This is a genomic window from Streptomyces sp. R818 (assembly GCF_056172735.1).
The window spans coordinates 603,912-624,224 of record NZ_JAOCNE010000014.1; the positions used below are offsets into that span (position 1 = coordinate 603,912).

At 71.5% G+C, this 20,313-nt stretch carries 18 protein-coding genes and 1 pseudogene; 12 read left to right on the forward strand and 7 right to left on the reverse strand.

Features of this window, described 5'->3' with window-relative positions; translation table 11 throughout:
• Positions 1-58 precede the first annotated feature (58 nt).
• Both N5I75_RS34465 and N5I75_RS34470 read right to left on the reverse strand, forming a co-directional pair.
• Positions 59-1,048, reverse strand: a complete 990-nt coding sequence (locus N5I75_RS34465) for an FAD binding domain-containing protein (protein ID WP_476684078.1) — start codon at positions 1,046-1,048, stop codon at positions 59-61.
• On the reverse strand, positions 1,045-1,578 hold the full coding sequence (locus N5I75_RS34470) for a 2Fe-2S iron-sulfur cluster-binding protein (RefSeq protein ID WP_476684079.1): 534 nt from the start codon (positions 1,576-1,578) through the stop codon (positions 1,045-1,047). The genes N5I75_RS34465 and N5I75_RS34470 overlap by 4 nt, the downstream gene beginning before the upstream one ends.
• A gap of 487 nt (positions 1,579-2,065) precedes the next feature.
• On the opposite strand from N5I75_RS34470, the gene N5I75_RS34475 reads away from it, so the two are divergent.
• From N5I75_RS34475 to N5I75_RS34510, 8 genes and pseudogenes are all read left to right on the forward strand, one after another.
• Positions 2,066-2,401: a hypothetical protein gene (locus N5I75_RS34475; protein WP_476684080.1), complete on the forward strand. Its 336-nt coding sequence runs from the start codon at positions 2,066-2,068 to the stop codon at positions 2,399-2,401.
• A 103-nt stretch (positions 2,402-2,504) separates the two neighbouring features.
• Positions 2,505-3,758 carry an ABC transporter substrate-binding protein gene (locus tag N5I75_RS34480; RefSeq protein WP_476684081.1) on the forward strand — a complete coding sequence of 418 codons (1,254 nt, stop codon included), beginning with the start codon at positions 2,505-2,507 and terminating at the stop codon, positions 3,756-3,758.
• A complete protein-coding gene (locus N5I75_RS34485; RefSeq protein WP_476684082.1) occupies positions 3,755-4,690 on the forward strand; it encodes a carbohydrate ABC transporter permease in 936 nt (311 codons plus the stop codon). The genes N5I75_RS34480 and N5I75_RS34485 overlap by 4 nt, the downstream gene beginning before the upstream one ends.
• Positions 4,690-5,553 carry a carbohydrate ABC transporter permease gene (locus N5I75_RS34490; RefSeq protein WP_476684083.1) on the forward strand — a complete coding sequence of 288 codons (864 nt, stop codon included), beginning with the start codon at positions 4,690-4,692 and terminating at the stop codon, positions 5,551-5,553. Before N5I75_RS34485 ends, N5I75_RS34490 begins: the two co-directional genes overlap by 1 nt.
• A gap of 234 nt (positions 5,554-5,787) precedes the next feature.
• On the forward strand, positions 5,788-5,952 hold the full coding sequence (locus tag N5I75_RS34495) for a hypothetical protein (protein WP_476684084.1): 165 nt from the start codon (positions 5,788-5,790) through the stop codon (positions 5,950-5,952).
• Between the two features lie 53 nt (positions 5,953-6,005).
• Entirely contained in the window at positions 6,006-7,223 is a 1,218-nt protein-coding gene (locus N5I75_RS34500; RefSeq protein WP_476684887.1) for a Gfo/Idh/MocA family protein, read from the forward strand.
• Positions 7,224-7,338: 115 nt separating this feature from the next.
• Positions 7,339-7,677 (forward strand): annotated as a pseudogene (locus N5I75_RS34505) (PRC-barrel domain-containing protein); the annotation flags it as partial.
• 247 nt (positions 7,678-7,924) lie between these two features.
• Complete coding sequence (locus tag N5I75_RS34510) at positions 7,925-9,433, forward strand: aminotransferase class I/II-fold pyridoxal phosphate-dependent enzyme (protein ID WP_476684085.1); 1,509 nt, start codon at positions 7,925-7,927, stop codon at positions 9,431-9,433.
• 34 nt (positions 9,434-9,467) lie between these two features.
• Here N5I75_RS34510 and N5I75_RS34515 read toward each other — a convergent pair whose 3' ends face one another.
• The 5 genes from N5I75_RS34515 to ku all read right to left on the reverse strand — a co-directional run bounded on the left by N5I75_RS34515 (position 9,468) and on the right by ku (position 16,793).
• Entirely contained in the window at positions 9,468-11,501 is a 2,034-nt protein-coding gene (locus N5I75_RS34515; RefSeq protein ID WP_476684086.1) for a CocE/NonD family hydrolase, read from the reverse strand.
• 21 nt (positions 11,502-11,522) lie between these two features.
• Positions 11,523-12,821, reverse strand: coding sequence for an ATP-grasp domain-containing protein (locus N5I75_RS34520; protein WP_476684087.1), 1,299 nt, complete (start codon positions 12,819-12,821; stop codon positions 11,523-11,525).
• Positions 12,822-12,885: 64 nt separating this feature from the next.
• A complete protein-coding gene (locus N5I75_RS34525; RefSeq protein WP_476684088.1) occupies positions 12,886-14,682 on the reverse strand; it encodes a thiamine pyrophosphate-requiring protein in 1,797 nt (598 codons plus the stop codon).
• A gap of 87 nt (positions 14,683-14,769) precedes the next feature.
• Positions 14,770-15,720, reverse strand: a complete 951-nt coding sequence (locus N5I75_RS34530) for a TIGR03557 family F420-dependent LLM class oxidoreductase (protein WP_476684089.1) — start codon at positions 15,718-15,720, stop codon at positions 14,770-14,772.
• A 101-nt stretch (positions 15,721-15,821) separates the two neighbouring features.
• Positions 15,822-16,793: a non-homologous end joining protein Ku gene (gene ku, locus N5I75_RS34535; RefSeq protein WP_476684090.1), complete on the reverse strand. Its 972-nt coding sequence runs from the start codon at positions 16,791-16,793 to the stop codon at positions 15,822-15,824.
• Between the two features lie 272 nt (positions 16,794-17,065).
• Here ku and N5I75_RS34540 point away from each other — a divergent pair, with 272 nt between their 5' ends.
• Genes N5I75_RS34540 through N5I75_RS34555 form a run of 4 tightly spaced genes read left to right on the forward strand, consistent with a single transcriptional unit; the run spans position 17,066 to position 20,217 of the window.
• Positions 17,066-17,860 (forward strand): SigB/SigF/SigG family RNA polymerase sigma factor, encoded by a 795-nt coding sequence (locus N5I75_RS34540; protein ID WP_476684091.1) that lies wholly within the window; start codon positions 17,066-17,068, stop codon positions 17,858-17,860.
• Between the two features lie 19 nt (positions 17,861-17,879).
• The gene (locus tag N5I75_RS34545) at positions 17,880-18,554 is read left to right on the forward strand and encodes a DNA polymerase ligase N-terminal domain-containing protein (protein WP_476684092.1); all 675 of its coding nucleotides are present in this window, start codon (positions 17,880-17,882) and stop codon (positions 18,552-18,554) included.
• Positions 18,551-19,564, forward strand: a complete 1,014-nt coding sequence (gene ligD / locus N5I75_RS34550) for a non-homologous end-joining DNA ligase (protein WP_476684093.1) — start codon at positions 18,551-18,553, stop codon at positions 19,562-19,564. The genes N5I75_RS34545 and ligD overlap by 4 nt, the downstream gene beginning before the upstream one ends.
• On the forward strand, positions 19,561-20,217 hold the full coding sequence (locus tag N5I75_RS34555; RefSeq protein WP_476684094.1) for an HhH-GDP family DNA glycosylase: 657 nt from the start codon (positions 19,561-19,563) through the stop codon (positions 20,215-20,217). The genes ligD and N5I75_RS34555 overlap by 4 nt, the downstream gene beginning before the upstream one ends.
• Positions 20,218-20,313 lie beyond the last annotated feature (96 nt).

The window sequence follows — 20,313 nt, forward strand, 5'->3', positions numbered from 1 at the left end:
TGTCTCTCCGTGAAGTCCGTTGAATCTGTGAAATCCGTTCAGTCCCGTTCAGTCCTGTTCAGGCGGCGGGTTCGGCCAGACGGCGCAGCACGTCGCAGGCGAGGTTGCGGGCGAGCGGCACCTTGAAGGCGTTGTCCCGCAGCGGTTCGGCGGCTTCGAGTTCGAGGTCGACCGCGCGGCGGAACGCCTCCTCCGTCGCGGGCCCGCCCCGCAGCGCCTCCTCGGCGCGGAGAGCGCGCCAGGGCCGGTGCGCGAGCCCGCCGAACGCGATCCTGACCTCGCGGACCGCCGCGTCCCGCACGTCGAGCGCCACCGCCACGGAGGCGAGCGCGAAGGCGTACGAGGCCCGGTCGCGGGCCTTGCGGTACACGGAGGGCAGTCCGGCGGCCGAGGCGGGCAGGAGCACACCGGTGACGAGTTCACCGGGCTCGATCTCCGTGTCGCGCTCGGGCCGGTCGCCGGGCAGCCGGTGGAACTCCGTCATCGGCACGGAGCGCGGGCCCTCGCCGCCGCGCAGCTCCACCCGGGCGTCGAGCGCGGCGAGCGCCACCGCCATGTCGGAGGGGTGCGTCGCGATGCACTGCGGCGAATGGCCGAGCACGGCGTGGTCGCGGTGGACGCCGTCGCGCGCGCCGCACCCCGATCCGGGCTCCCGCTTGTTGCAGGACTTCGCCGTGTCCTGGAAGTACGGGCAGCGGGTGCGCTGGAGCAGATTGCCGCCGGTCGTCGCCATGTTGCGGAGCTGGCCCGACGCGCCCGCGAGCAACGCCTGCGAAAGCAGCGGGAAGCGGTCCCGGACGAGGGGGTGCGCGGCCAGGTCGCTGTTGGGCACGGTCGCGCCGACGCGCAGCGAGCCGTCGGACAGCTCCTCGACGAAGTCGAGCGGCAGATCGGTGACGGAGACCAGGTTCTCCGGCCGCTCCACACCGAGTTTCATCAGGTCGACGAGGTTGGTGCCGCCGCCCAGATAGCGGGCCCCGGGCCGGCCCGCGTGGGCCGCGGTCGCCTCTTCGACGGTGCGGGCGCGTACGTACGCGAAGGGTTTCACCGGATCACGTCCTCGACGGCTTCGACGATGTGCGGGTAGGCGCCGCACCGGCACAGGTTGCCGCTGAGCCGCTCGCGGATCTCGTCCCGTGTCAGGTCCACGGGCGCGCCGGCGGCGGCGCCGGGCGGGGTGACGTGGGAAGGGTGGCCCGCCGCGGCCTCCGCGAGGGCGCCGACGGCGGAGCAGAGCTGGCCCGGCGTGCAGTAGCCGCACTGGAACGCGTCCCGCTCGATGAAGGCCTCCTGCAAGGGGTGGCGTTCATCGTCGGCGCCGCCGCGCAGCCCCTCGACCGTGGTGATCTCGGCGCCGTCGTGGGCGACGGCAAGCAGCAGGCAGCTGTTCGCGCGCCGCCCGTCGACCAGGACCGTGCACGCGCCGCACTGGCCGTGGTCGCAGCCCTTCTTGGCGCCGACGAGCCCGAGGTGTTCGCGCAGGGCGTCGAGCACGGTCGTGCGATGGTCGAGCGGGAGGCAGTACGGGCTGCCGTTGACCGTCAAGGACACTTCCGAACGGAAGTCGTCGGTGGGCATGGTGCCTGCTCCTCGGGTGACGCGTCGGCGGGGACTCCGGCTGGTACGGACGTGGCGTGTACCCAGCCTGTGCCAGACGAGACGGGGCGGCATGTCGACGCGGGGCGCTGCGCGGCTGGGTGGGGTGCTGGGGAGCGGGGCTGAGCGGGTGCGCTGTCCGGTGCGGCGGTGCGGCGGTGCGGCGGTGCGGCGGTGCGGCGGTGCGGCGGTGCGGCGGTGCGGCGGTGCGGCGGTGCGGCGGTGGGCCGATGGGCCGGTATGGCGGTGTGGCGGTGCCGCGGTGGGCCGGTGCGGCGGTGGGCCGGTAAGCCGGTGGGCCGGTACGGCGGTGTGGCAGGGTGCTCGTGTGGGCGCCCCGGGCGGAGGCGGTGTCGCCGTGTGGGCGGGCTGCCGTGCTGAGGGGATGGTCCGTGGGGAGGTAGGTCAGGGGCGGGCGCCCCGGCCCTCGTACCCGTTCGGCCCAGCGATACCGTCACCCGGAGGCCCCGTGCCCGACGCCTTGCCCGCCGCCTGCGACCACACCCACCTCTTCGCCGGGGCCCGCTGCCGGGTGGAGGGGCTGGCCGATCCCTCCGCCTTCGCCGCGTCGCCCGTCCCGATCGGAATGGACCTGCGCTTCTCCGACGGAACCACGGTCCCCGCCGAGCTCCTCCTCTCCGAGCGGAGCGACCTGGCCCTGACCGTCGCGCCGTACACCACGGCCGCCGGTACGCGGATGGGGGAGCGGCTCTGGGGCGTGCGGGAGGTCCGCGCCGACGGGGACACGGCGGAACTGGTGATCGGCCGCCGCCAGGAGAGCGCGGACCGCGACACACGCCTGTAGTCCCCTCGTCGAAAACCCCGTGCAGGGTTGATCGTTGGGCGGCCTGGAAAAGCACATCAGGTTCGCACACTCAGACGACCGACCGAGACTGGGGACAAGCGTCATGACCATCAGCCGCAGGGGACTGCTCGCCACCGGTGCCGCCTTCGGGCTGCTCACCGCGTGCGGGTCGAACACGGGCCGCGACGAGGGGGACGCGTCGGGGAGCGGCCCCGAACTGTCGCAGTGGTACCACCAGTACGGCGAGCAGGGCACCGAACAGGCCGTGAAGAAGTACGCCGCCGCGTACAAGAAGGCCCGGGTCGGCGTCCAGTGGCGGCCGGGCAACTACGACCAGCAGACGGCCGCGGCCCTGCTCACCACGTCAGGACCCGACGTCTTCGAGGTGAACGGCCCCTCCCTGGACCAGATCCAGGGCAAGCAGGTCGCCGACCTCACCGACCTCTTCGACGGCGTCAAGGACGACTTCAACCCGGCGGTGCTCGCCCCGAAGACGCACGACGGCAGGATCTGGGGCATCCCGCAGGTCATCGACATGCAGATGCTCTTCTACCGCAAGAGCATGCTCGACGACGCCGGGGTACGGCCGCCCGGCACGCTCGACGAACTCGTCGACGCGGCAGCCGAGTTGACCGACAAGAAGGTCAAGGGGCTCTTCCTCGGCAACGACGCCGGCGCCGGTGTCCTCGGGGGCACCCCGCTCTACGCCGCCGGTCTCTCCCTCGTCACCGAGGACGGCAAGGTCGGCTTCGACGATCCCGCCGCCGCCCGCGCCCTCGGCAAGCTGCACCGGCTCTACGCGGACAAGTCCCTGCTGCTCGGCGCGCCCGCCGACTGGTCGGACCCGTCGGCGTTCACGCAGGGCCTCACCGCCATGCAATGGTCGGGGCTCTGGGCGCTGCCCGCCGTGCGGATGGCGCTCGGCGACGACTTCGGTGTGCTGCCGTTCCCGAAGGACGGCACGGGCGGCGCCCCGTCCGTACCGGTCGGCGCCTACGCGGCGGCCGTCTCCACCCGCAGCAGGCACCAGCAGGCGGGCAAGGACTTCCTCAAGTGGCTGTGGATCGACCGGACCGACTACCAGGAGGACTTCGCCCTCGGCTACGGCTTCCACATCCCCGCCCGGATCTCTCTCGCCAAGAAGGCGGAGAAGCTCAAGGACGGCGCCGCGGCGGACGCCGTCCGCTTCACGACCGACCACGGCTACGCACAGCCCCTGTTGTGGACCCCGGCGTCCCAGACCGCGTACCAGGACGCCCTCAACCGGATCATCAAGGACGGCGCGAACCCGGAGAGCGAGCTGAGGTCGGTCGTGCGCAAGGTCTCCGCGGAGCTGGCCCGCGTGAACGCCGAGTGAGCGCCGCGCGGCCGCACCCGGCGGCGAAGCGGGTCGCCCGCCACCGCGCGGGCTGGTTCTGGGTCTTCGTCGGCCCGTTCGTCCTCGGCCTCGGCCTGTTCACGTACGTCCCGCTGGGCTGGAGCGTCTGGCTGAGCTTCTTCGACGCCCACAACACGGTCACCCCGGACCACTTCGTCGGCCTGGACAACTACACGGCGCTCCTGCGCGACGAGGCGTTCCGCAGCAGCCTGTGGACGTTCTGCGTCTTCACCCTCTTCATCGTGCCGACGACCTACGCGGCCTCGCTCGCCCTCGCCCTCATGGTGAACCGGCTCAAGCGCGCGCAGGCGTTCTTCCGCTCCGTCTTCTTCCTCCCGGCGGCCTGCAGCTATGTCGTCGCCGCGCTGATCTGGAAGATGTCGCTCTTCAACGGCGTGCGGTTCGGACTCGCCAACACCCTGCTCGCGTACGCCGGTTCGGACTCCGTCGCCTGGCTGTCGACCACGGATCCGCCCTGGTACTGGCTGGTCATCGTCACCGTACGCCTGTGGCTGCAGGCCGGGTTCTACATGATCCTGTTTCTGGCGGGCCTTCAGCGGATCAGCCCGACGCTGTACGAGGCCGCCGCCGTCGACGGGGCGCGGCCCGGCTGGCAGGTCTTCCGGCACATCACGTTCCCGCAGTTGCGGGCCACGTCGGTGGCGGTCGTGCTGCTGCTCGTCATCAACGCCTTCCAGGCGTTCGACGAGTTCTACAACCTGCTCTCCGACGCCCGCGGCTATCCGCCCTACGCGCGCCCGCCGCTCGTCTACCTCTACTACACGGCTCTCGGCCAGGGCCAGAACCTCGGGCTCGGCAGCGCGGGCGCCGTGCTGCTCGCGCTGATCATCGCGGTGGTCACGGTCGGGCAGGCCCGCTGGTTCGGGCTCGGCAGGAAGGAGGCCGACTGATGCCACCGCTCCACAGGAACCCCGTCGACCAGGGGGACGCTCTGGTCCGCACCGGCCGCGCCCTCCGTCTCGTCCTCCTCATCGCGCTCGCCGGGCTCTTCCTCATCCCCTTCTACCTGCTCGTCCGCAACGGCCTCGCCACCGAGCAGGACATCACCTCGCCCGACTGGACGTTCTTCCCCTCCGACGTGCAGTGGGGCAACCTGCGCGAACTCTTCGACGACACCTCGGTCCCCTTCACGCGCTCCCTGCTCAACTCGGCGGCCATCGCCGTCGCGACGACCCTCGGCACGCTGCTGCTCGCCTCGCTCGCCGGATACGGGCTCGCCCGCATCCCGTACCGCCATGCGAACAAGGTGTTCTACGCGATCCTGGGCACCCTCATGGTCCCGGCGGCGGTGACGTTCGTGCCGACGTTCGTCCTGGTGTCGTCGCTCGGCTGGGTCTCGACGCTGCGCGGGCTCGTCGTCCCGACCCTGTTCTCCGCGTTCGCCTGCTTCGTCTTCCGTCAGTTCTTCCTCGGCTTCCCCGGGGAGCTGGAGGACGCGGCCCGCGTCGACGGGCTCGGCTACTGGCGCACGTACTGGCTGGTGGTCGTCCCGAACGCCCGGCCGGTCTTCGCGGCCGTCGGCACGATCGTCTTCATCGGCGCCTGGAACGCCTTTCTCTGGCCGCTCGTCATCGGCCAGGACCGTGACGCGTGGACGGTGCAGGTCGCCCTGTCCTCGTTCACGACCTCCCAAGTGGTGCGGCTGCACGAGCTGTTCATCGCGGCGGCCGTCTCGATCGTGCCGCTGCTCGTGGTGTTCCTGCTGTTCCAGCGGTGGATCGTGGCGGGGGTGGAGCGCTCGGGCATCGACTGACTCCGGCCCTCGCACGCGGCCCACCACTTCGCATCGGATGCGCAAAGCTGCTTCAAACAATCATTGACGCGTCATCTTCAAGCAAATAGCGTCTGGGTATTCCGGTCCGGCCCGACCCAGGAAGGCCCCGCGTGCGCAGACGTTCCCTCCTCACGGCCGCCGCCACGACGCCGGCGGCGGCCCCGCTCGCGGCGGGCTGCGGCTCCGCGTCCGGCCAAGCGCGCGGCCCGCGAGATGCCGCTGTCGGCCGGGCTCGCCACCCTCCGGGGCGGCCACCTGACCGCATACCCGGGCCTCGTGGCCGGGTCCCTCCTCGCGACGCTTCCGGTGATCGTGGTGTTCGTCGCCATGCGGCGCCAGTTCATCCAGGGCATCGCCTTCTCCGGCATGAAGGGCTGAGCCGCGTGACCGACACCACCACCACCTCCACCCCCACCTCCTCACCGTCCACTCTGTCCAGCGCACCGTCCGGCAGCGGTGCGCACACCCGCGACCTGCGCCTCGGCGTCGTCGGCCTCGGTCTGCGTGCCACCCTCGCGCAGGAGGCCCACCACCCCGGCGAGGGCTCCGCCGTGGTCGCCGTCGCCGACACCGCGCCCGCCATGTTCAACCGGGCCCGCTCCTGGTTCGGCGACGACGTCCACACCTACGCGGGCCACCGGGAGATGATCGCCGCCGAGGACCTGGACGCCGTCTTCGTCATCACCCCCGACCACACCCACGAGGCGCTCGCCGTCGACCTGCTGCGGGCCGGTGTCGCCGTCTTCGTGGAGAAGCCCCTCGCCATCACGACGGAAGGGTGCGACCGCGTCCTCGAAGCCGCGCGCGAGGGCGGCGCCCGCCTCTACGTGGGCCACAACATGCGCCACATGCCCGTGGTCCGCGTCATGCGCGACCTCATCAAGCGCGGCGAGATCGGCGAGGTCAAGGCCGTCTGGTGCCGCCATTTCGTCGGCCACGGCGGCGACTTCTACTTCAAGGACTGGCACGCCGACCGGCGCAACACCACCAGCCTGCTCCTGCAGAAGGGCGCCCACGACCTCGACGTCATCCACTGGCTGGCCGGCGCCTACACCGAGCGGGTCAGCGCCCTCGGCGGCCTCACCGTCTACGGCGACATCGCCGACCGCTCCGGACAGGCGGCCGGGACCGTCATGCCGGACTGGTACGACCCCGAGAACAACTGGCCGCCGCTCTCCCTGACCGGGCTCAACCCCGTCGTCGACGTCGAGGACCTCTCCATGATGGTCATGCGGCTCGAAGGCGGCGTGCACGCCAGCTACCAGCAGTGCCACTACACGCCCGACTACTGGCGCAACTACACCGTCATCGGCACCGAGGGCCGCCTGGAGAACTTCGGCGACCACGGAGAGACGGCGGAGGTACGGGTCTGGAAGCGGCGCAGCGGCTACCGGGCCGACGCCGACCTCGTCGTCCCCATGCCGGCGCCCGGCGACGGCGGGCACGGCGGCTCCGACCCGATGCTCGTCGCCGAGTTCCTGCGCTTCGTCCGCAGCGGCGGCGCGACCGACACCAGCCCGGTCGCGGCCCGCGAGGCCGTCGCGGCGGGCGTCGCGGCGACCGAGTCCCTGCGTGCCGACGGCCGCCCGGTCACCGTCACCCGCGTCGACCCGGACCTCGCGCGGTGGTTCGAAAACGGCCGACGGTGACCCGGCCCGTTTAGCGGCACGGCCGCCGGATAGTCGGGTGGAGTCGCCGGACGGGACGCACGGTGCGGCCCCGCACCGCCTGCCCGGCACCGACACGAGGACGGAGGGAAGCACTATGACCGAGAACATCTGGAACTACCCGGCCAGTGCTGGTCACACTCCGAACGCCGACCTGACGGGTTACAAGGTCGAGGCCACCGACGGCCACATCGGCAAGGTGGACAAGCACTCCAACGACGTCGGCTCGCAGTACATCGTCGTCGACACCGGTGTGTGGATCTTCGGCAAGGAGGTCCTGCTGCCCGCCGGCACCATCACGGGCATCGACGCCGAGGCGAAGACGATCCAGGTCGCGCGCACCAAGGACGAGATCAAGCACGCGCCCGAGTTCGACAAGGAGAAGCACCTGGGCGACGCCGGGTACCACGAGTCGCTCGGCTCGTACTACGGCTCGACCGGCGTCTCCCGCACCCCCGGCACCCCGGGCACACCCGGTGTCTCCGACACACCCGGCACCCCGCGCACCCCGGGCGGCGGCACGTCGGCGACCGGCCGCCCGGTGATCTGACGGCCGGACACGTGTGAGAGCCAAGAGCACAAGGAACGGGCCGGGCCGCACACGTGCGGCCCGGCCCGCACACGTATGACCTCCGCCGTGGCCCCAGGTGGGAAAAGCGGCACTTCGGGGAACACGTCCGTGCATGCCCAAGGACCACACGCACCGTACGGACCACACGAAAGCCCCTTTCCTGGAAGCCGTCGACGCCTACCGCGAGGCGGAGATGCTGGCGTTCACCCCGCCCGGCCACAAGCAGGCGCGCGGCGCCGACCCGGAGACCCGGAGGATCCTGGGTGACGCCGTCTTCCTCGGCGACATGCTCGCCTCCGGCGGCCTGGACGACCGGCGCCAGCGCGGCCAGTACCTCCAGGACGCCGAGGAGCTGATGGCGGACGCGGTGCACGCGACGCACACCTTCTTCACCACCTGCGGCAGCTCGCTGTCGGTCAAGGCGGCGATGCTGGCGGTGGCGGGCCCGCACGAGAAGCTGCTGATCGGCCGGGACGCCCACAAGTCCGTGGTGTCCGCGCTGATCCTGTCCGGCATCGTGCCCGTGTGGGTCGAGCCCCGCTGGGACGCCGAGCGCCATCTGGCCCATCCGCCGTCCCCGGCGGACTTCGAGGCCGCCCTGGAGGCCCACCCCGAGGCCAGGGGAGCCCTGGTCACGAGCCCGACCCCGTACGGCGCGACCGCTGATCTGCAGGCCATCGCCGACGTCCTGCACCGCAGGGGCAAGCCGCTCGTCGTCGACGAGGCGTGGGGCGCGCACCTGCCGTTCCACCCCGACCTGCCGACCTGGGCGATGGACGGGGGAGCGGACGTCTGCGTCACCAGCATCCACAAGATGGGCAGCGGCCTCGAACAGGGATCGGTCTTCCACCTCCAGGGCGACCTCGTCGCGCCCGACGTCCTGAAGAACCGCGCCGACCTGTGGGGCACGACGAGCCCCTCGGTGCTCATCTTCGCGGGCCTCGACGGCTGGCGCCGGCAGATGGCGCTGCACGGCCGCGAGCTGCTGACCCACGCGCTCGACCTCGCCGCCGAGGTGCGCGCGGAGATCGAGACGATCGACGGCATGCACGTCAACGACCGCGACGACTTCTGCGGCCCGGGGCTCGCCGACGACTTCGACCCGCTGCCCGTCGTCATCGACCTGGAGAACCCCGCGCTCTCCGGCTACCGCGCCGCGGACTGGCTGCGCGAGCACAAGAACATCAACGTCCACCTCGCCGACCACCGCCGCATCAACGTGCAGATCACCTACGCCGACAGCCACGAGACGACCCGGCCGCTCGTGGCGGCGCTGCGGGACCTCGCCGAGGCCGCGCGCGACTGGGACCCGGCGCCCGAGGTGCGGGTCCCGGACCCGGGCGCGCTGCGGATGGAGCAGGCGTGCCTGCCGCGGGACGCGTTCTTCGCCCGGACCGAGGACGTGCCCGTCGAGAAGGCCGCGGGCCGGATCGCCGCCGAGATGGTGACGCCCTACCCGCCGGGCATCCCCGCGGTCCTGCCGGGCGAGCGGCTGACCGAGCCCGTGCTCGCCTATCTGTCCTCGGGTGTCGAGGCGGGGATGAACCTCCCCGACGCGGCCGACCCGGGCTTCCGCACCGTGCGGGTGACCGCCGATGAGGAGCCCGGGTCGGCGGACTGACCGGAGCAGACGTCCACAGGCGCCTTCCGGGCGCCTACAGGGCGTCGCGGGGGAGCGTCTCGTTCCAGGTCCGCGAGAAGACGCGGCGGTCGGACTCGTACGCGTCCAAGACCGCGTCGACCTGGAACGAGGTGGCGTCGCAGCGCAGCGTCGTGCTGGTGACCACCCGTACGTCCCAGTCGTCGCCGCGCCGGAACCGCATCGTCCACGTCGTCTCGCCCGCGGGTGAGGTGAAGTCGTCGGCGGTGGAGGTGTACTTCTCCACCGCGCGGAGACCCACGTCCAGGTCGATCGCGTCGAAGTGGACGATGCCCCGGTCCTTCACGATCTGCAGGGTCGAGCCGTAGTCGACCAGGTCACGCGTGACCTCCCAGCGCTCCTCGGGCTGGGTGACGGCGTGTGTCGTGAGCGGCCGGGTGCCCTCCGGGGCCTCGAACGGGGCCGGCGTCGTCGCCGGGTCGTCGTCGCTGTCGGCGGGCCGCACCGGAAGGACCAGGCGGCACGTCTCCTCGTCCACCGTCAGCGACGTGGGGCACGGCGGCGGCCACGCGAGCGGCCAGTACGACGTGGACAGGGAGAGCCGGATGCGGTGGCCGGGCGGGAACGCCTGCGCCACACCGTTGAGTTCGAACGCGACCCGGTACGGCCGCCCCGGCTCGACCGGCACCGGTTCGTCCGTGCCCTCGCGGCGCGTCAGGTTGAGGATGCCGTACGTGACCCGGGTCGCGCGGCCGTCGGGCGCCACGTCGGAGATCCGGGCCGCGACCATCGCCACCGGCCGGTCCGCGCTCACCTCCAGCTCCACGCGCGGCGAGCCGAGCACCTCGACCCGCTCGGTCAGCGGCTCCGTCTCGTAGACCAGGGAGCCGCCGTCCTCCTCGCGCTGGTCGTAGGGCAGGTCCGGCGGCGCGTTGTACGAGGCCCACTTCCCCGCGAACTGCCCGACGGACAGCGGCGACTGAATGCTGGTCCGCTTCGTGACGGGCGCCTTCTCGGCCGGGGACGCGAGCCGCCCCGAACCGAGCCGGTACGCCGTCTCCTCGATGCGCGGCGACGGCAGCGACTCGCCGACCCAGCGCCCGGGGCGCTCCTCGTACGCCGTGGACGGCGGGACGCTCTCCTGCATCCACGCCCGCAGCATCGGGCCGTCCATCGCGCCGTTGTCCGCGTCCTTGAGCCAGTGGTCGAACCAGCGCACGACCTCCTGGAGGTAGCCGATCGCGGGGCCCGGCTCGCCCAGGTGCGGGTACTTGTGCGACCAGGGGCCGACCAGGCCCTTGCGGGGCACGTCGAGGCGGCTGAGCAGGCGGGACACCGCGTTCGAGTAGCCGTCGGCCCAGCCGCTGGAGGCGAGGACCGGGGTGCGGACGGCCGTGTAGTCCTCGCAGACCGAGGCGTGCCGCCAGTAGGCGTCGCGGCGCTGGTGGCGCAGCCAGTTGAGCACCCACGGCTCGACGGCCTCCAGACGCTCGCGCCACATGTCCCGCCAGGCGTCGCCGACCGTCGCCGGGTCGGGCGGGCAGGTGGAGTAGGCGAACATGGTGCCCGCCTCGCCGAGGTTGTCGGAGAGCAGGGCGCCGCCCATGTAGTGCATGTCGTCGGAGTAGCGGTCGTCGGTGAACGAGGAGATGACGATCGCCTTGAGGCTCGGCGGGCGGCGCGCGGCCACCTGGAGCGCGGCGAACGCGCCCCACGAGATGCCCATCATCCCGGTGCTGCCGTCGCACCAGTCCTGCCCGGCAAGCCAGGCGAGGATGTCCTCGGCGTCCGCCTGCTCGCGCTCCAGGTACTCGTCGGTGAGGACGCCCTCGGAGTCGCCGGTGCCGCGCAGGTCGACGCGGACGCACGCGTAGCCGTGCCCGGCGATGTACGGATGGTGGATCGAGTCGCGGACCGAACTCAGGTCCCGCTTGCGGTAGGGGATGTACTCCAGGACGGCGGGGACCGGGGCGGTGTCGGAGGAGACCGGGCGCCAGACGCGGGCCGACAGATGGACGCCGTCCGACATCGGGATCCGGACGTTCTCCTCTTCCTTCGTGGCGTGCGGGAGGTTCTCGACGTAGCGCATAGGTGTCTCAGGGGCTCGCTCTCAGGAGGAAGGGGCGGACGGGGTGTCGAACGTCAGGCGCAGCGCCGCCACGCACCGGTCGTACTTCTCACGCAGCTCCTCCTCACTGTCACCCCCGGTGAAAATGTGTGCCACCTCGTAGCTGTAGCTGTCCTGCTGCCCGATCTCGGAGAGCCGTTGCGCCTCCTCGGGCACGACGTCGATGCGCACCCCCGGGACGGACTTCTCGATCCGCGCGACGTCCTCGGCGGACGGGGTCCGGTGGACCACACCGTCGGTGAACCAGCGGTAGTACCACTTGGCGGCCAGCGCGTACGGGCCCGCGCGGTGCGGCAGCGCCGGGTCCTCGCCGAGGGCGAGCGCCAGCATGGCGTGGTGGTTGGGGACGCCGTCGACGTACTCGAACAGCTCGGCGTGGGACTGCGAGTGGCGCGGGTTGATCTCCAGGATCGCCACCGAGTCGGTGTGCGGGTCGTAGAAGAACTCGATGCTGAACGTCGCCCCGTCCATGCCGATCTGCCGCATGACGCGCGCGGAGACGTCCCGCAGCCGCTGCTGCACCGGAGCGGGGAGCGCCGAGGGGTACTGGTGGCGCAGGAAGCTGGTGGAGTCCGGGTAGTTGATCGAGTCGAGGACGCCGTACACGGTGACCTCGCCGTCGTGGACGTACCCCTCGACCGCGACCTGGAGCCCTTCCAGCGCCTCCTCCGCCAGGCACACCTGACCGCCCACACCCGCCATCTCCGGCGGGAGTTCGAGCTGGTCGAGGATGTACTCGAAGGGGCGGCCGACGCGGGCGATACCGTCCCGGACGCGCCCGACGGCCTCCCGGAACTCGTCGATGTCCTTGACGCCGAAGGCGAGTTCGGAGGAGTACGACAGCGCGGGCTTGAGCCACATCGGGAAGGAGACGCCCTCCGGCGGGCGCGGGTCGTCGGCGGTGAGGTCGACGCGGCCGAAGTTCGGGTGCTCCGAGACGACCTCCGCCTGCACGAGGCGGCTCCAGTACTTGTGCTCGCACTTGACGATCGATTCCAGGCTCGTGGCCCGGGTGCCGTACCGCTCGCCGAGGATCGGCACCAGGGTGCTGACCGGGAAGTCCCAGTAGCCGACGATCGCGTCGATCGGCCCGTCGAAGGCGTCGAGCACCTTGCGGGCGCGGTCGATGAGGTCGGGGACGTTGACCTCGCCCTCCTGCAGCTCCTCGATGGTCAGGAGCGGGTGGAAGGAGAGCGTGTCCGCGTGCGGAACGGCTTGCAGGGTGGGCAGGTTGGCGTCGTCGAGACCGAGTACGAACACGTTCTGGCGGCGCTGAGTCACGTGCGGCTCCTTACGTTGGGTGACCCGGGCCTGGGTACCCGGGAGCCGCACGCCGACACACCTGCTACTTGTCGTGCTTGCCGCCCGGCAGCATCTCCTGCACCTTCGCCTTGAACCCCTGCTTCACCACGTCGGCGGTGTCCGGGTCGCCCTTGAGGATCGCCGTCGCCGCCGCCTCGATCTGGTCCAGGCTCGCGTGCGGCGGGATCGGCGGCACGGCAGGATCGGTGCGGAAGTCGAGCACGAACGGCCGGTCGGAGGCGAGCGCCTGCCGCCACGCGCCCTCCACCTCGCCCGGCTTCTCCACCCGTACGCCGTTCAGGCCGATGGAGCGGGCGAAGTCCGCGTACGCGACATCGGGCAGCGCCTGCGAGGGCAGGAACTGCGGCGCGCCGGACATGGCCCGCATCTCCCAGGTCACCTGATTGAGGTCCAGGTTGTTGAGGACGGCGATGACCAGCTGCGGGTTGCGCCACTCCTTCCAGTACTTGGCGGCCGTGATCAGCTCGGCCATGCCGTTCATCTGCATCGCCCCGTCCCCGACGAGCGCGATGACCGGCCGCTCCGGATGCGCGAATTTCGCCCCGATGACGTACGGGACGCCCGGCCCCATCGTGGCGAGCGTGCCCGACAGGGAGCCGCGCATCGCACCGCGGAAGCGCAGATGGCGGGCGTACCAGTTGGCGGCGGAACCGGAGTCCGCGGCGAGGATCGCGTCGTCCGGCAGCAGGCCGTCGAGGGTGTGCACGACGTACTCCGGGTTGATCGGATCGGCCTCCACGGCGGCGCGCCGCTCCATCACCTCCCACCAGCGCGCGACATCCTTCTCGATCTTCTTGCGCCACTTGCCGTGCGACTTCTTACGCAGGTGCGGAAGCAGCCGCGACAAGGTCTTCTGCGCGTCACCGACGAGGTTCAGCTCGAAGGGGTACCGCAGCCCGATCATGTGCGGATCGATGTCGATCTGCACCGCCCGCGCCTGCCCGAACTCCGGCAGGAACTGCGAGTACGGGAAGCTGGAGCCGATGACAAGGAGGGTGTCGCACTCCTGCATCAGCTCGTACGAGGGCCGGGTGCCGAGCAGTCCGATGGAACCGGTGACGTAGGGCAGGGTGTCGGGGAGGGCGTCCTTGCCGAGCAGCGCCTTCGCGACACCGGCGCCGAGGAGGTCCGCGACCTGCTCGACCTCCGCGCGGGCGCCGCGCGCGCCCTGGCCGACGAGGACGGCGACCTTCTCGCCCGCGTTCAGGATCTCGGCCGCCTTGAGGAGGTCCTCGTCCGCCGGGACGGGCGCGTAGGACGACATGCCGAGACTGGACGGGACCATCTTGAAGGCGTGCGTCGGCGGCGAGTAGTCCAGCTCCTGCACATCGGCCGGGACGATGATCGCGGTGACGGTGCGGCGCGCGTAGGCGGTGCGGAAGGCGCGGTCGATGACGCCGGGCAGCTGCTCGGGGACGGTCACCATCTCGCAGAAGTCGGAGGCCACGTCTTTGTAGAGGCTCAGCAGGTCGACCTCCTGCTGGTAGGAGCCGCCCATGGCGCTGCGGTTGGTCTGCCCGACGATGGCGACGACCGGCACATGGTCCAGCTTGGCGTCGTACAGGCCGTTCAGGAGGTGGATCGCGCCGGGCCCCGAGGTCGCCGCGCAGACACCGGCCTTCCCGGAGAACTTCGCGTAGCCGACCGCCTCGAACGCGGCCATCTCCTCATGGCGGGCCTGGATGAACTCGGGCTTGTTGCCGGCGCGGCCCCACGCGGCGAGAAGGCCGTTGATGCCGTCGCCCGCGTAGGCGAAGACATGCTCGACCTCCCAGTCGCGCAGGCGCTCGAGGATGTGGTCGGAGACCTTCTTCGACACGATGAGTCCTTTCCTGTCTCCCGAGGTGAGATGTCGGATTCCGGGTGTCCGTCCTGCGCGCACACATGCGCGGCTCCGCCGTCCGGACTACAGCCGGGGCAGGATCTCGGCCCGGTAGAAGTCGAAGAAGCCCTGCTGGTCGGGGCCGATCTGGTTGACGTAAACCTCGTCGAACCCGGCGTCGGCGAACTCCTTCACCGCGCTGAGATGCGCGTCCCTGTCGTCGCCGCAGACCACGGCGTCGGCGACCATCTCCTCCGTGACCAGCTCCGACGCCTGCTCGAAGTGGGCCGGGGTCGGCAGGACCTGCGGCAGCTCGCCGGGGAGCTGCTCGTTGGGCCAGAGCCGGTGCACGGTCTTCACGGCCTGCGCCCGGTCCGGACCCCAGCACACCTTGAGCCCGCCGATCACCGGGTTCTGCCCGCCGCCAGCGCGACGGAACTGGCCGACCAGATCCGCGTCCGGCGTCATCGTCACGAACCCGTCGCCGATCCGCCCGGCGAGCGCGGCGGCCTGCGGGCCGAACCCGGAGACGTAGAGCGGCGGCGGGCTGTCGGGGCGGGTGTAGAGCCGGGCGTTCTGCACGGTGTAGTGCGTGCCGTGATGGGTGACCTGCTCACCGGTGAAGAGGCGGCGCATCACGTGCACGGCCTCCTCCAGCATCTCCATGCGCTGCGGCGCCTCCGGCCAGGCGTCGCCGAGGATGTGCTCGTTCAGCGCCTCACCGGTGCCGATGCCGAACCGGAAGTTGCCCTCGGTCAGGACCGCCGCCGTGGCCGCCGCCTGCGCGTTGATCGCCGGGTGCATCCGTACCGTCGGACAGGTGACCAGCGTCGTCACCGGCAGCGACGTCACCTGGGAGAGCGCCCCGATCATCGACCAGACGAACGAGGCCTGCCCCTGCTCGTCGTTCCACGGATGGAAGTGGTCGGAGATCGCCAGCGCCCGGAACCCGGCCTGCTCGGCGGCGCGCGCCTGCGCGAGCAGCTCGGCGGGGGTGAACTCCTCGGAGGACAGGAAGTATCCGTACGTAGTCATGGTGGCCTTCCGACACTGTGCGCGGGGTCGCGGATCTCACGGGCCGCCGGGTACCCGCGAGGCACGACACGGAACGGCCGCACGCCACCACGCGGACCGGGTCACGCCGAGCGCCGCGCCCGTTTCGTCGCCGCCTTCTTCGCGGGCTGTTCGGCGGGCTGCCCGGCCGTCTTCTTCGCCGGGGCGGCCTTCTTCGAGGCCGTCGCCTTCTTCGTCGTCTTCTTGGCGGCCGCCTTCTTCTTCGGCATCTCGTGCACCGTCGCGTGCGCGTCGTCCCCCGAGCCGCGCGAGCTCTTCGCCTGCTGCACCGACTGCTCCAGCGCGGCCATGAGGTCCAGGACACGGCCCGACGCGGGCTCCTCGGGCGCGGCGGCGGGAGGCTGCCTGCCGTCGGCCTTGGCGTGGATGACCTCCTCCAGGGCCGCCGTGTAGCGGTCGGCGGCCCACTCGGCCTCCTCCAGCGGCTCCTCGCGGGTCATGGAGTCGATGAGCAGCAGGGCCTCGTCGACCTCGTCACCGGTGATGTCGACCGGGGCCGGGGCCAGCTCCTCGGGGGAGCGGACCTCGTCGGGCCACTTCAGGGCGTGCAGGGCGATCACGGACTCCTTGACGCGGAGCAGTCCGAGCCGCTCCCGGCCGTGCCAGGCGAACTTGGCGATGGCGGCCTTCGCGTTGCGCTCCAGGGCCTTGCGCAGCAGTACGTACGGTTTCGTGGCGGCCTGCCCGCCGGCCTCCAGGTAGTAGCCCTCGCCGATCTGGATCGGGTCGATGGACTCGTACGGCACGAACGCGACGATCTCGATCGCCTTCGCGGTGGGCAGCGGCATCTCGCGCAGCTCCTCGTCGGAGACGGCGACGACCTGCCCGGGGGCGATCTCATACCCCTTGCCGATCTCGTCCTGGGTGACCTCGCGGTCCTCAAGCTCGCACACCTTGCGGCTGCGGACCCGCCCCATGTCGTCCAGGTGGTACTGGTGGAAGCGGATGCTGTGGTCCTCGGTGGCGGTCATCACCCGGATCGGGATCGTGACGAGCCCGAACGAGATGGCGCCGGTCCACACGGGGCGGGGCATGGAGAACCTCCCTGGTCGGCCCCGAGAACGCCAGTCTAGGACGGGACCGGCGATCCGGCCGGGCCGCGCGCGGCGCCGGCCCGCTCCGCATGCGGCCCGCACCCGCCGCGCGTAGCGTGATCAGTGGCCCGCTGTTCGTCCTGGGGGACGACGGGCAGGCGGTGTGAGTGCTTGAGACCACAGGCGCGTCCGCGGGGAGCGGTACACCCGGATGCAGTCTGTTCTCTGCTTCTCGCGTTCTTTTCTTTCCAGCGTTGAGGAGCGAGTTCTCCATGGCCACTCGGCATGCGCACGACGATGCACCTGACACCGACCACACCTTCGCCCTGATGGCCGACAGCCCCCGGGGGCGCGAACACGACGTCCTCTTCGAGGAGCTGGTCGAGGCCTGGCTGCCGATGGCGAACCGCCTGGCCAGGAGGTTCCGCAACAAGGGCGAGAACATACAGGACCTGGAGCAGGTCGCCGCCATGGGCCTCGTCAAGGCCGTCGAGCGCTACGACGTCGGGCGCGGCGCCTTCGAGGCGTACGCGGTCCCCACCATCACCGGCGAGCTGCGGCGCCACTTCCGCGACCACACCTGGGACGTACGGGTGCCCCGCCGGGTGCAGGACCTGCGCAACAAGCTCCGGGTCGCGCGCCGCGAACTCATGGACGCCCCGGGCCACGAGGGCGAGCCGAGCGTCGAGGCGATCGCCGTCCACACCGACCTCACCTGCGACGACGTACGGGACGGGCTCGAAGCGCTGGAGAGCTACAGCGCGCTCTCCCTGGACGCGGAGACGGGCGCGGCGGACGACGGGTTCAGCCTGGCCGACACCCTCGGCGAGTCCGACGCGGGCTACGACCTCATCGCCGACCGCGAGGCCGCCAAGGAGGGCCTGCGCGATCTGCCCGAGCGCGAGCGCACCATCCTGTACCTCCGTTTCTTCGAGGACATGACGCAGGCCCGGATCGCCGAGGTGGTCGGCATCTCCCAGATGCACGTCTCCCGCCTCATCAACCGCAGCTGCGCCACGGTCCGCGAGCACGCGGCCCGGCCCGCCCGGCACGAGCAGGCCGCCTGAACCACAGAGAGGAGCTGCCGTGAGCGACGAGGACGGACTGCGGACCTATCGCGGGAAGCGGCACTTCGACCGGACGAGCGAGCCGAGCGGCGAGCAGGACGGGAAGACCGCACCGTCCGGCTCCGGCGCGGACTCCGACTCCGGTCCCGATTCCGGCGAGCCGGTCTTCGTGGTGCAGATCCACGACGCCAGCACCATGCACTTCGACTTCCGCCTGGAGGTCGACGGCGTCCTCAAGTCCTGGTCGATCCCGAAGGGCCCCTCGACGGACCCGCACGACAAACGGCTCGCCATCCCCACCGAGGACCACCCGATGTCGTACCGCGACTTCGAGGGGACGATCCCGGCGGGGGAGTACGGCGGCGGCACGGTCATCGTCTGGGACCAGGGCACCTACCGCCCGATGAGCCACGACAAGCGCCACCGCCCGGTCGACTTCGGCACCTCCCTGGAGAACGGCCACGCCACCTTCGAGCTGCACGGCGACAAACTGCGCGGACAGTACGCGCTCACCCGCTTCCACGGCCGTGAGGAACGGGACGGCGGTACGGCGAAGAAGCCGACCTGGCTGCTCGTGCGCAAGGGCGCGGCGGCCGGACACGGTTCGGGCACCGGCACCCCCGACCCCCGCAGGGCCCGCTCGGCCCGCACCGGGCGCACGCTGCGCCAGGTCGCCGACGAGGACCAGGCATGACGGGCCTCCTCGACACGCTGCCGCCCGCCCTCGACGGCCGTACGCGCCCGGCCGCGCCCGGCGTCGAACTCGCCGCGAGCCCCATGCTCGCGACGCTCAGCGACCGCCGGAACTTCCCCGCCGGCTGGATCTTCGAGCGGAAACTGGACGGCATCCGGGTGCTCGCCGTGCGCGAGCGCGGCGAGGTGACGATCCGGTCCCGCTCCGGCCGCCGGATCGACGCCACCTACCCCGAGATCGTCGAGGCGCTCGCCGCCCAGGACGGCGCGGACTTCACCCTCGACGGCGAGATCGTCGCCTACGCGCACGGGCGCACCGACTTCTCCCTGCTCCAGCAGCGTATGGGCCTCACCCGCCGCGCCGACGTCGAACGGAGCACCGTCGCCGTCACCTACTACGTCTTCGACCTGCTGCGCCTCGACGGCGTCGACGTGCGGCGCCTGCCGCTGCGCACCCGCAAGTCCCTGCTCCGGCGCGCCCTGACGTTCCGGGCGCCGCTGCGCTACACCACCCACCGCAACGAGGGCGGCCCCGCACTCCTCGCCGACGCCTGCGGGCGCGGCTGGGAGGGGCTCATCGCCAAACGGGCCGACAGCACCTACCAGCCCCGCCGCTCCGACGACTGGCTCAAGCTGAAGTGCAGCTTCGGCCAGGAGTTCGTGATCGGCGGCTTCACCGAACCCGCGGGCAGCCGCGAAGGGCTCGGCGCCCTCCTCATCGGCTACTACGACGAGGGCACCCTGCGGTACGCGGGCAAGGTCGGCACGGGGTTCGACCGGCGCACCCTGCTCGACCTGCGGCGCCGCCTCGACGCGATCGAGGAGAGCACGTCCCCGTTCGCGGGTCGCATCGCACAGCGCGGCGCCCACTGGGTGCGGCCCCGCCTCGTCGCGCAGATCGACTTCTCGGAGTGGACCCGCGACGGAATGCTCCGCCACCCCCGCTACCAGGGCCTGCGGAACGACAAGAACCCGGCCGACGTCGTCAGGGAACGCCCGGAGAAGACATGAGCGCGCACAAGACCGACCAGAAGAAGCTGATGGGGGAGCTGCTGCGCGGGTACGGGCAGACGTACGCCGCCGAGGCGGGCATCACCCTCAAGAACACCCCGCAGCCGCTGTACCGGACGCTCGTCCTGGCGAGCCTCCTCAGCGCCCGCATCCGCGCCTCCGTCGCCGTCGCGACCGCGCGGGCGCTGTACGACGACGGGCTGCGCGACCCGCGCACCATGCTCGACGCCACCTGGCAGCAGCGCGTCGACGCCCTCGGCAAGGGCCACTACCGGCGCTACGACGAGCGCACCGCCACCCAGCTCGGCGACGGCGCCCGCCTCGTCCTCGACGAGTGGGGCGGCGACCTGCGCAAAGTGCGCGAGCGGGCCGACGGCGACGCCGACGCCCTGCGCGCCGAGCTGCGCAAGGTGCCCGGCCTCGGCCCGACCGGCGTCGACATCTTCCTGCGCGAGGTCCAGGACCTCTGGCCCGAGTACGCGCCCTTCCTCGACGCCAAGACGCTGCAAGGCGCCGAACGCCTCGGCCTGCCGAAGGACACCGGCGCGCTGCTCCGCCTCGCGGGCGACGGCACCCCGCGCGCGGAGCTCGCCGCCGCGCTCGTCCGGGCCGCGCTCGACAAGAGCGTGGTGGAAGCGGTGCGGGTGACATAGCTCACGCACACGTACCGGTCGATCTTGGAATGTGCACGGTCCCCCGCACTGCTGCAATGCTGGTGGGCTTGCCCCCCGCAGAGCACGTCTGCGGAC

Excerpts from the sequence above, each read along its gene's own strand:
- N5I75_RS34470 (WP_476684079.1), bottom strand. The coding sequence starts at position 1,578 with ATGCCCACCGACGACTTCCGTTCGGAAGTGTCCTTGACGGTCAACGGC.
- N5I75_RS34480 (WP_476684081.1), top strand. The coding sequence starts at position 2,505 with ATGACCATCAGCCGCAGGGGACTGCTCGCCACCGGTGCCGCCTTCGGG.
- N5I75_RS34490 (WP_476684083.1), top strand. The coding sequence starts at position 4,690 with ATGCCACCGCTCCACAGGAACCCCGTCGACCAGGGGGACGCTCTGGTC.
- N5I75_RS34495 (WP_476684084.1), top strand. The coding sequence starts at position 5,788 with ATGCCGCTGTCGGCCGGGCTCGCCACCCTCCGGGGCGGCCACCTGACC.
- N5I75_RS34510 (WP_476684085.1), top strand. The coding sequence starts at position 7,925 with ATGCCCAAGGACCACACGCACCGTACGGACCACACGAAAGCCCCTTTC.
- N5I75_RS34515 (WP_476684086.1), bottom strand. The coding sequence starts at position 11,501 with ATGCGCTACGTCGAGAACCTCCCGCACGCCACGAAGGAAGAGGAGAAC.
- N5I75_RS34530 (WP_476684089.1), bottom strand. The coding sequence starts at position 15,720 with ATGACTACGTACGGATACTTCCTGTCCTCCGAGGAGTTCACCCCCGCC.
- ku (WP_476684090.1), bottom strand. The coding sequence starts at position 16,793 with ATGCCCCGCCCCGTGTGGACCGGCGCCATCTCGTTCGGGCTCGTCACG.
- N5I75_RS34540 (WP_476684091.1), top strand. The coding sequence starts at position 17,066 with ATGGCCACTCGGCATGCGCACGACGATGCACCTGACACCGACCACACC.
- ligD (WP_476684093.1), top strand. The coding sequence starts at position 18,551 with ATGACGGGCCTCCTCGACACGCTGCCGCCCGCCCTCGACGGCCGTACG.
- N5I75_RS34555 (WP_476684094.1), top strand. The coding sequence starts at position 19,561 with ATGAGCGCGCACAAGACCGACCAGAAGAAGCTGATGGGGGAGCTGCTG.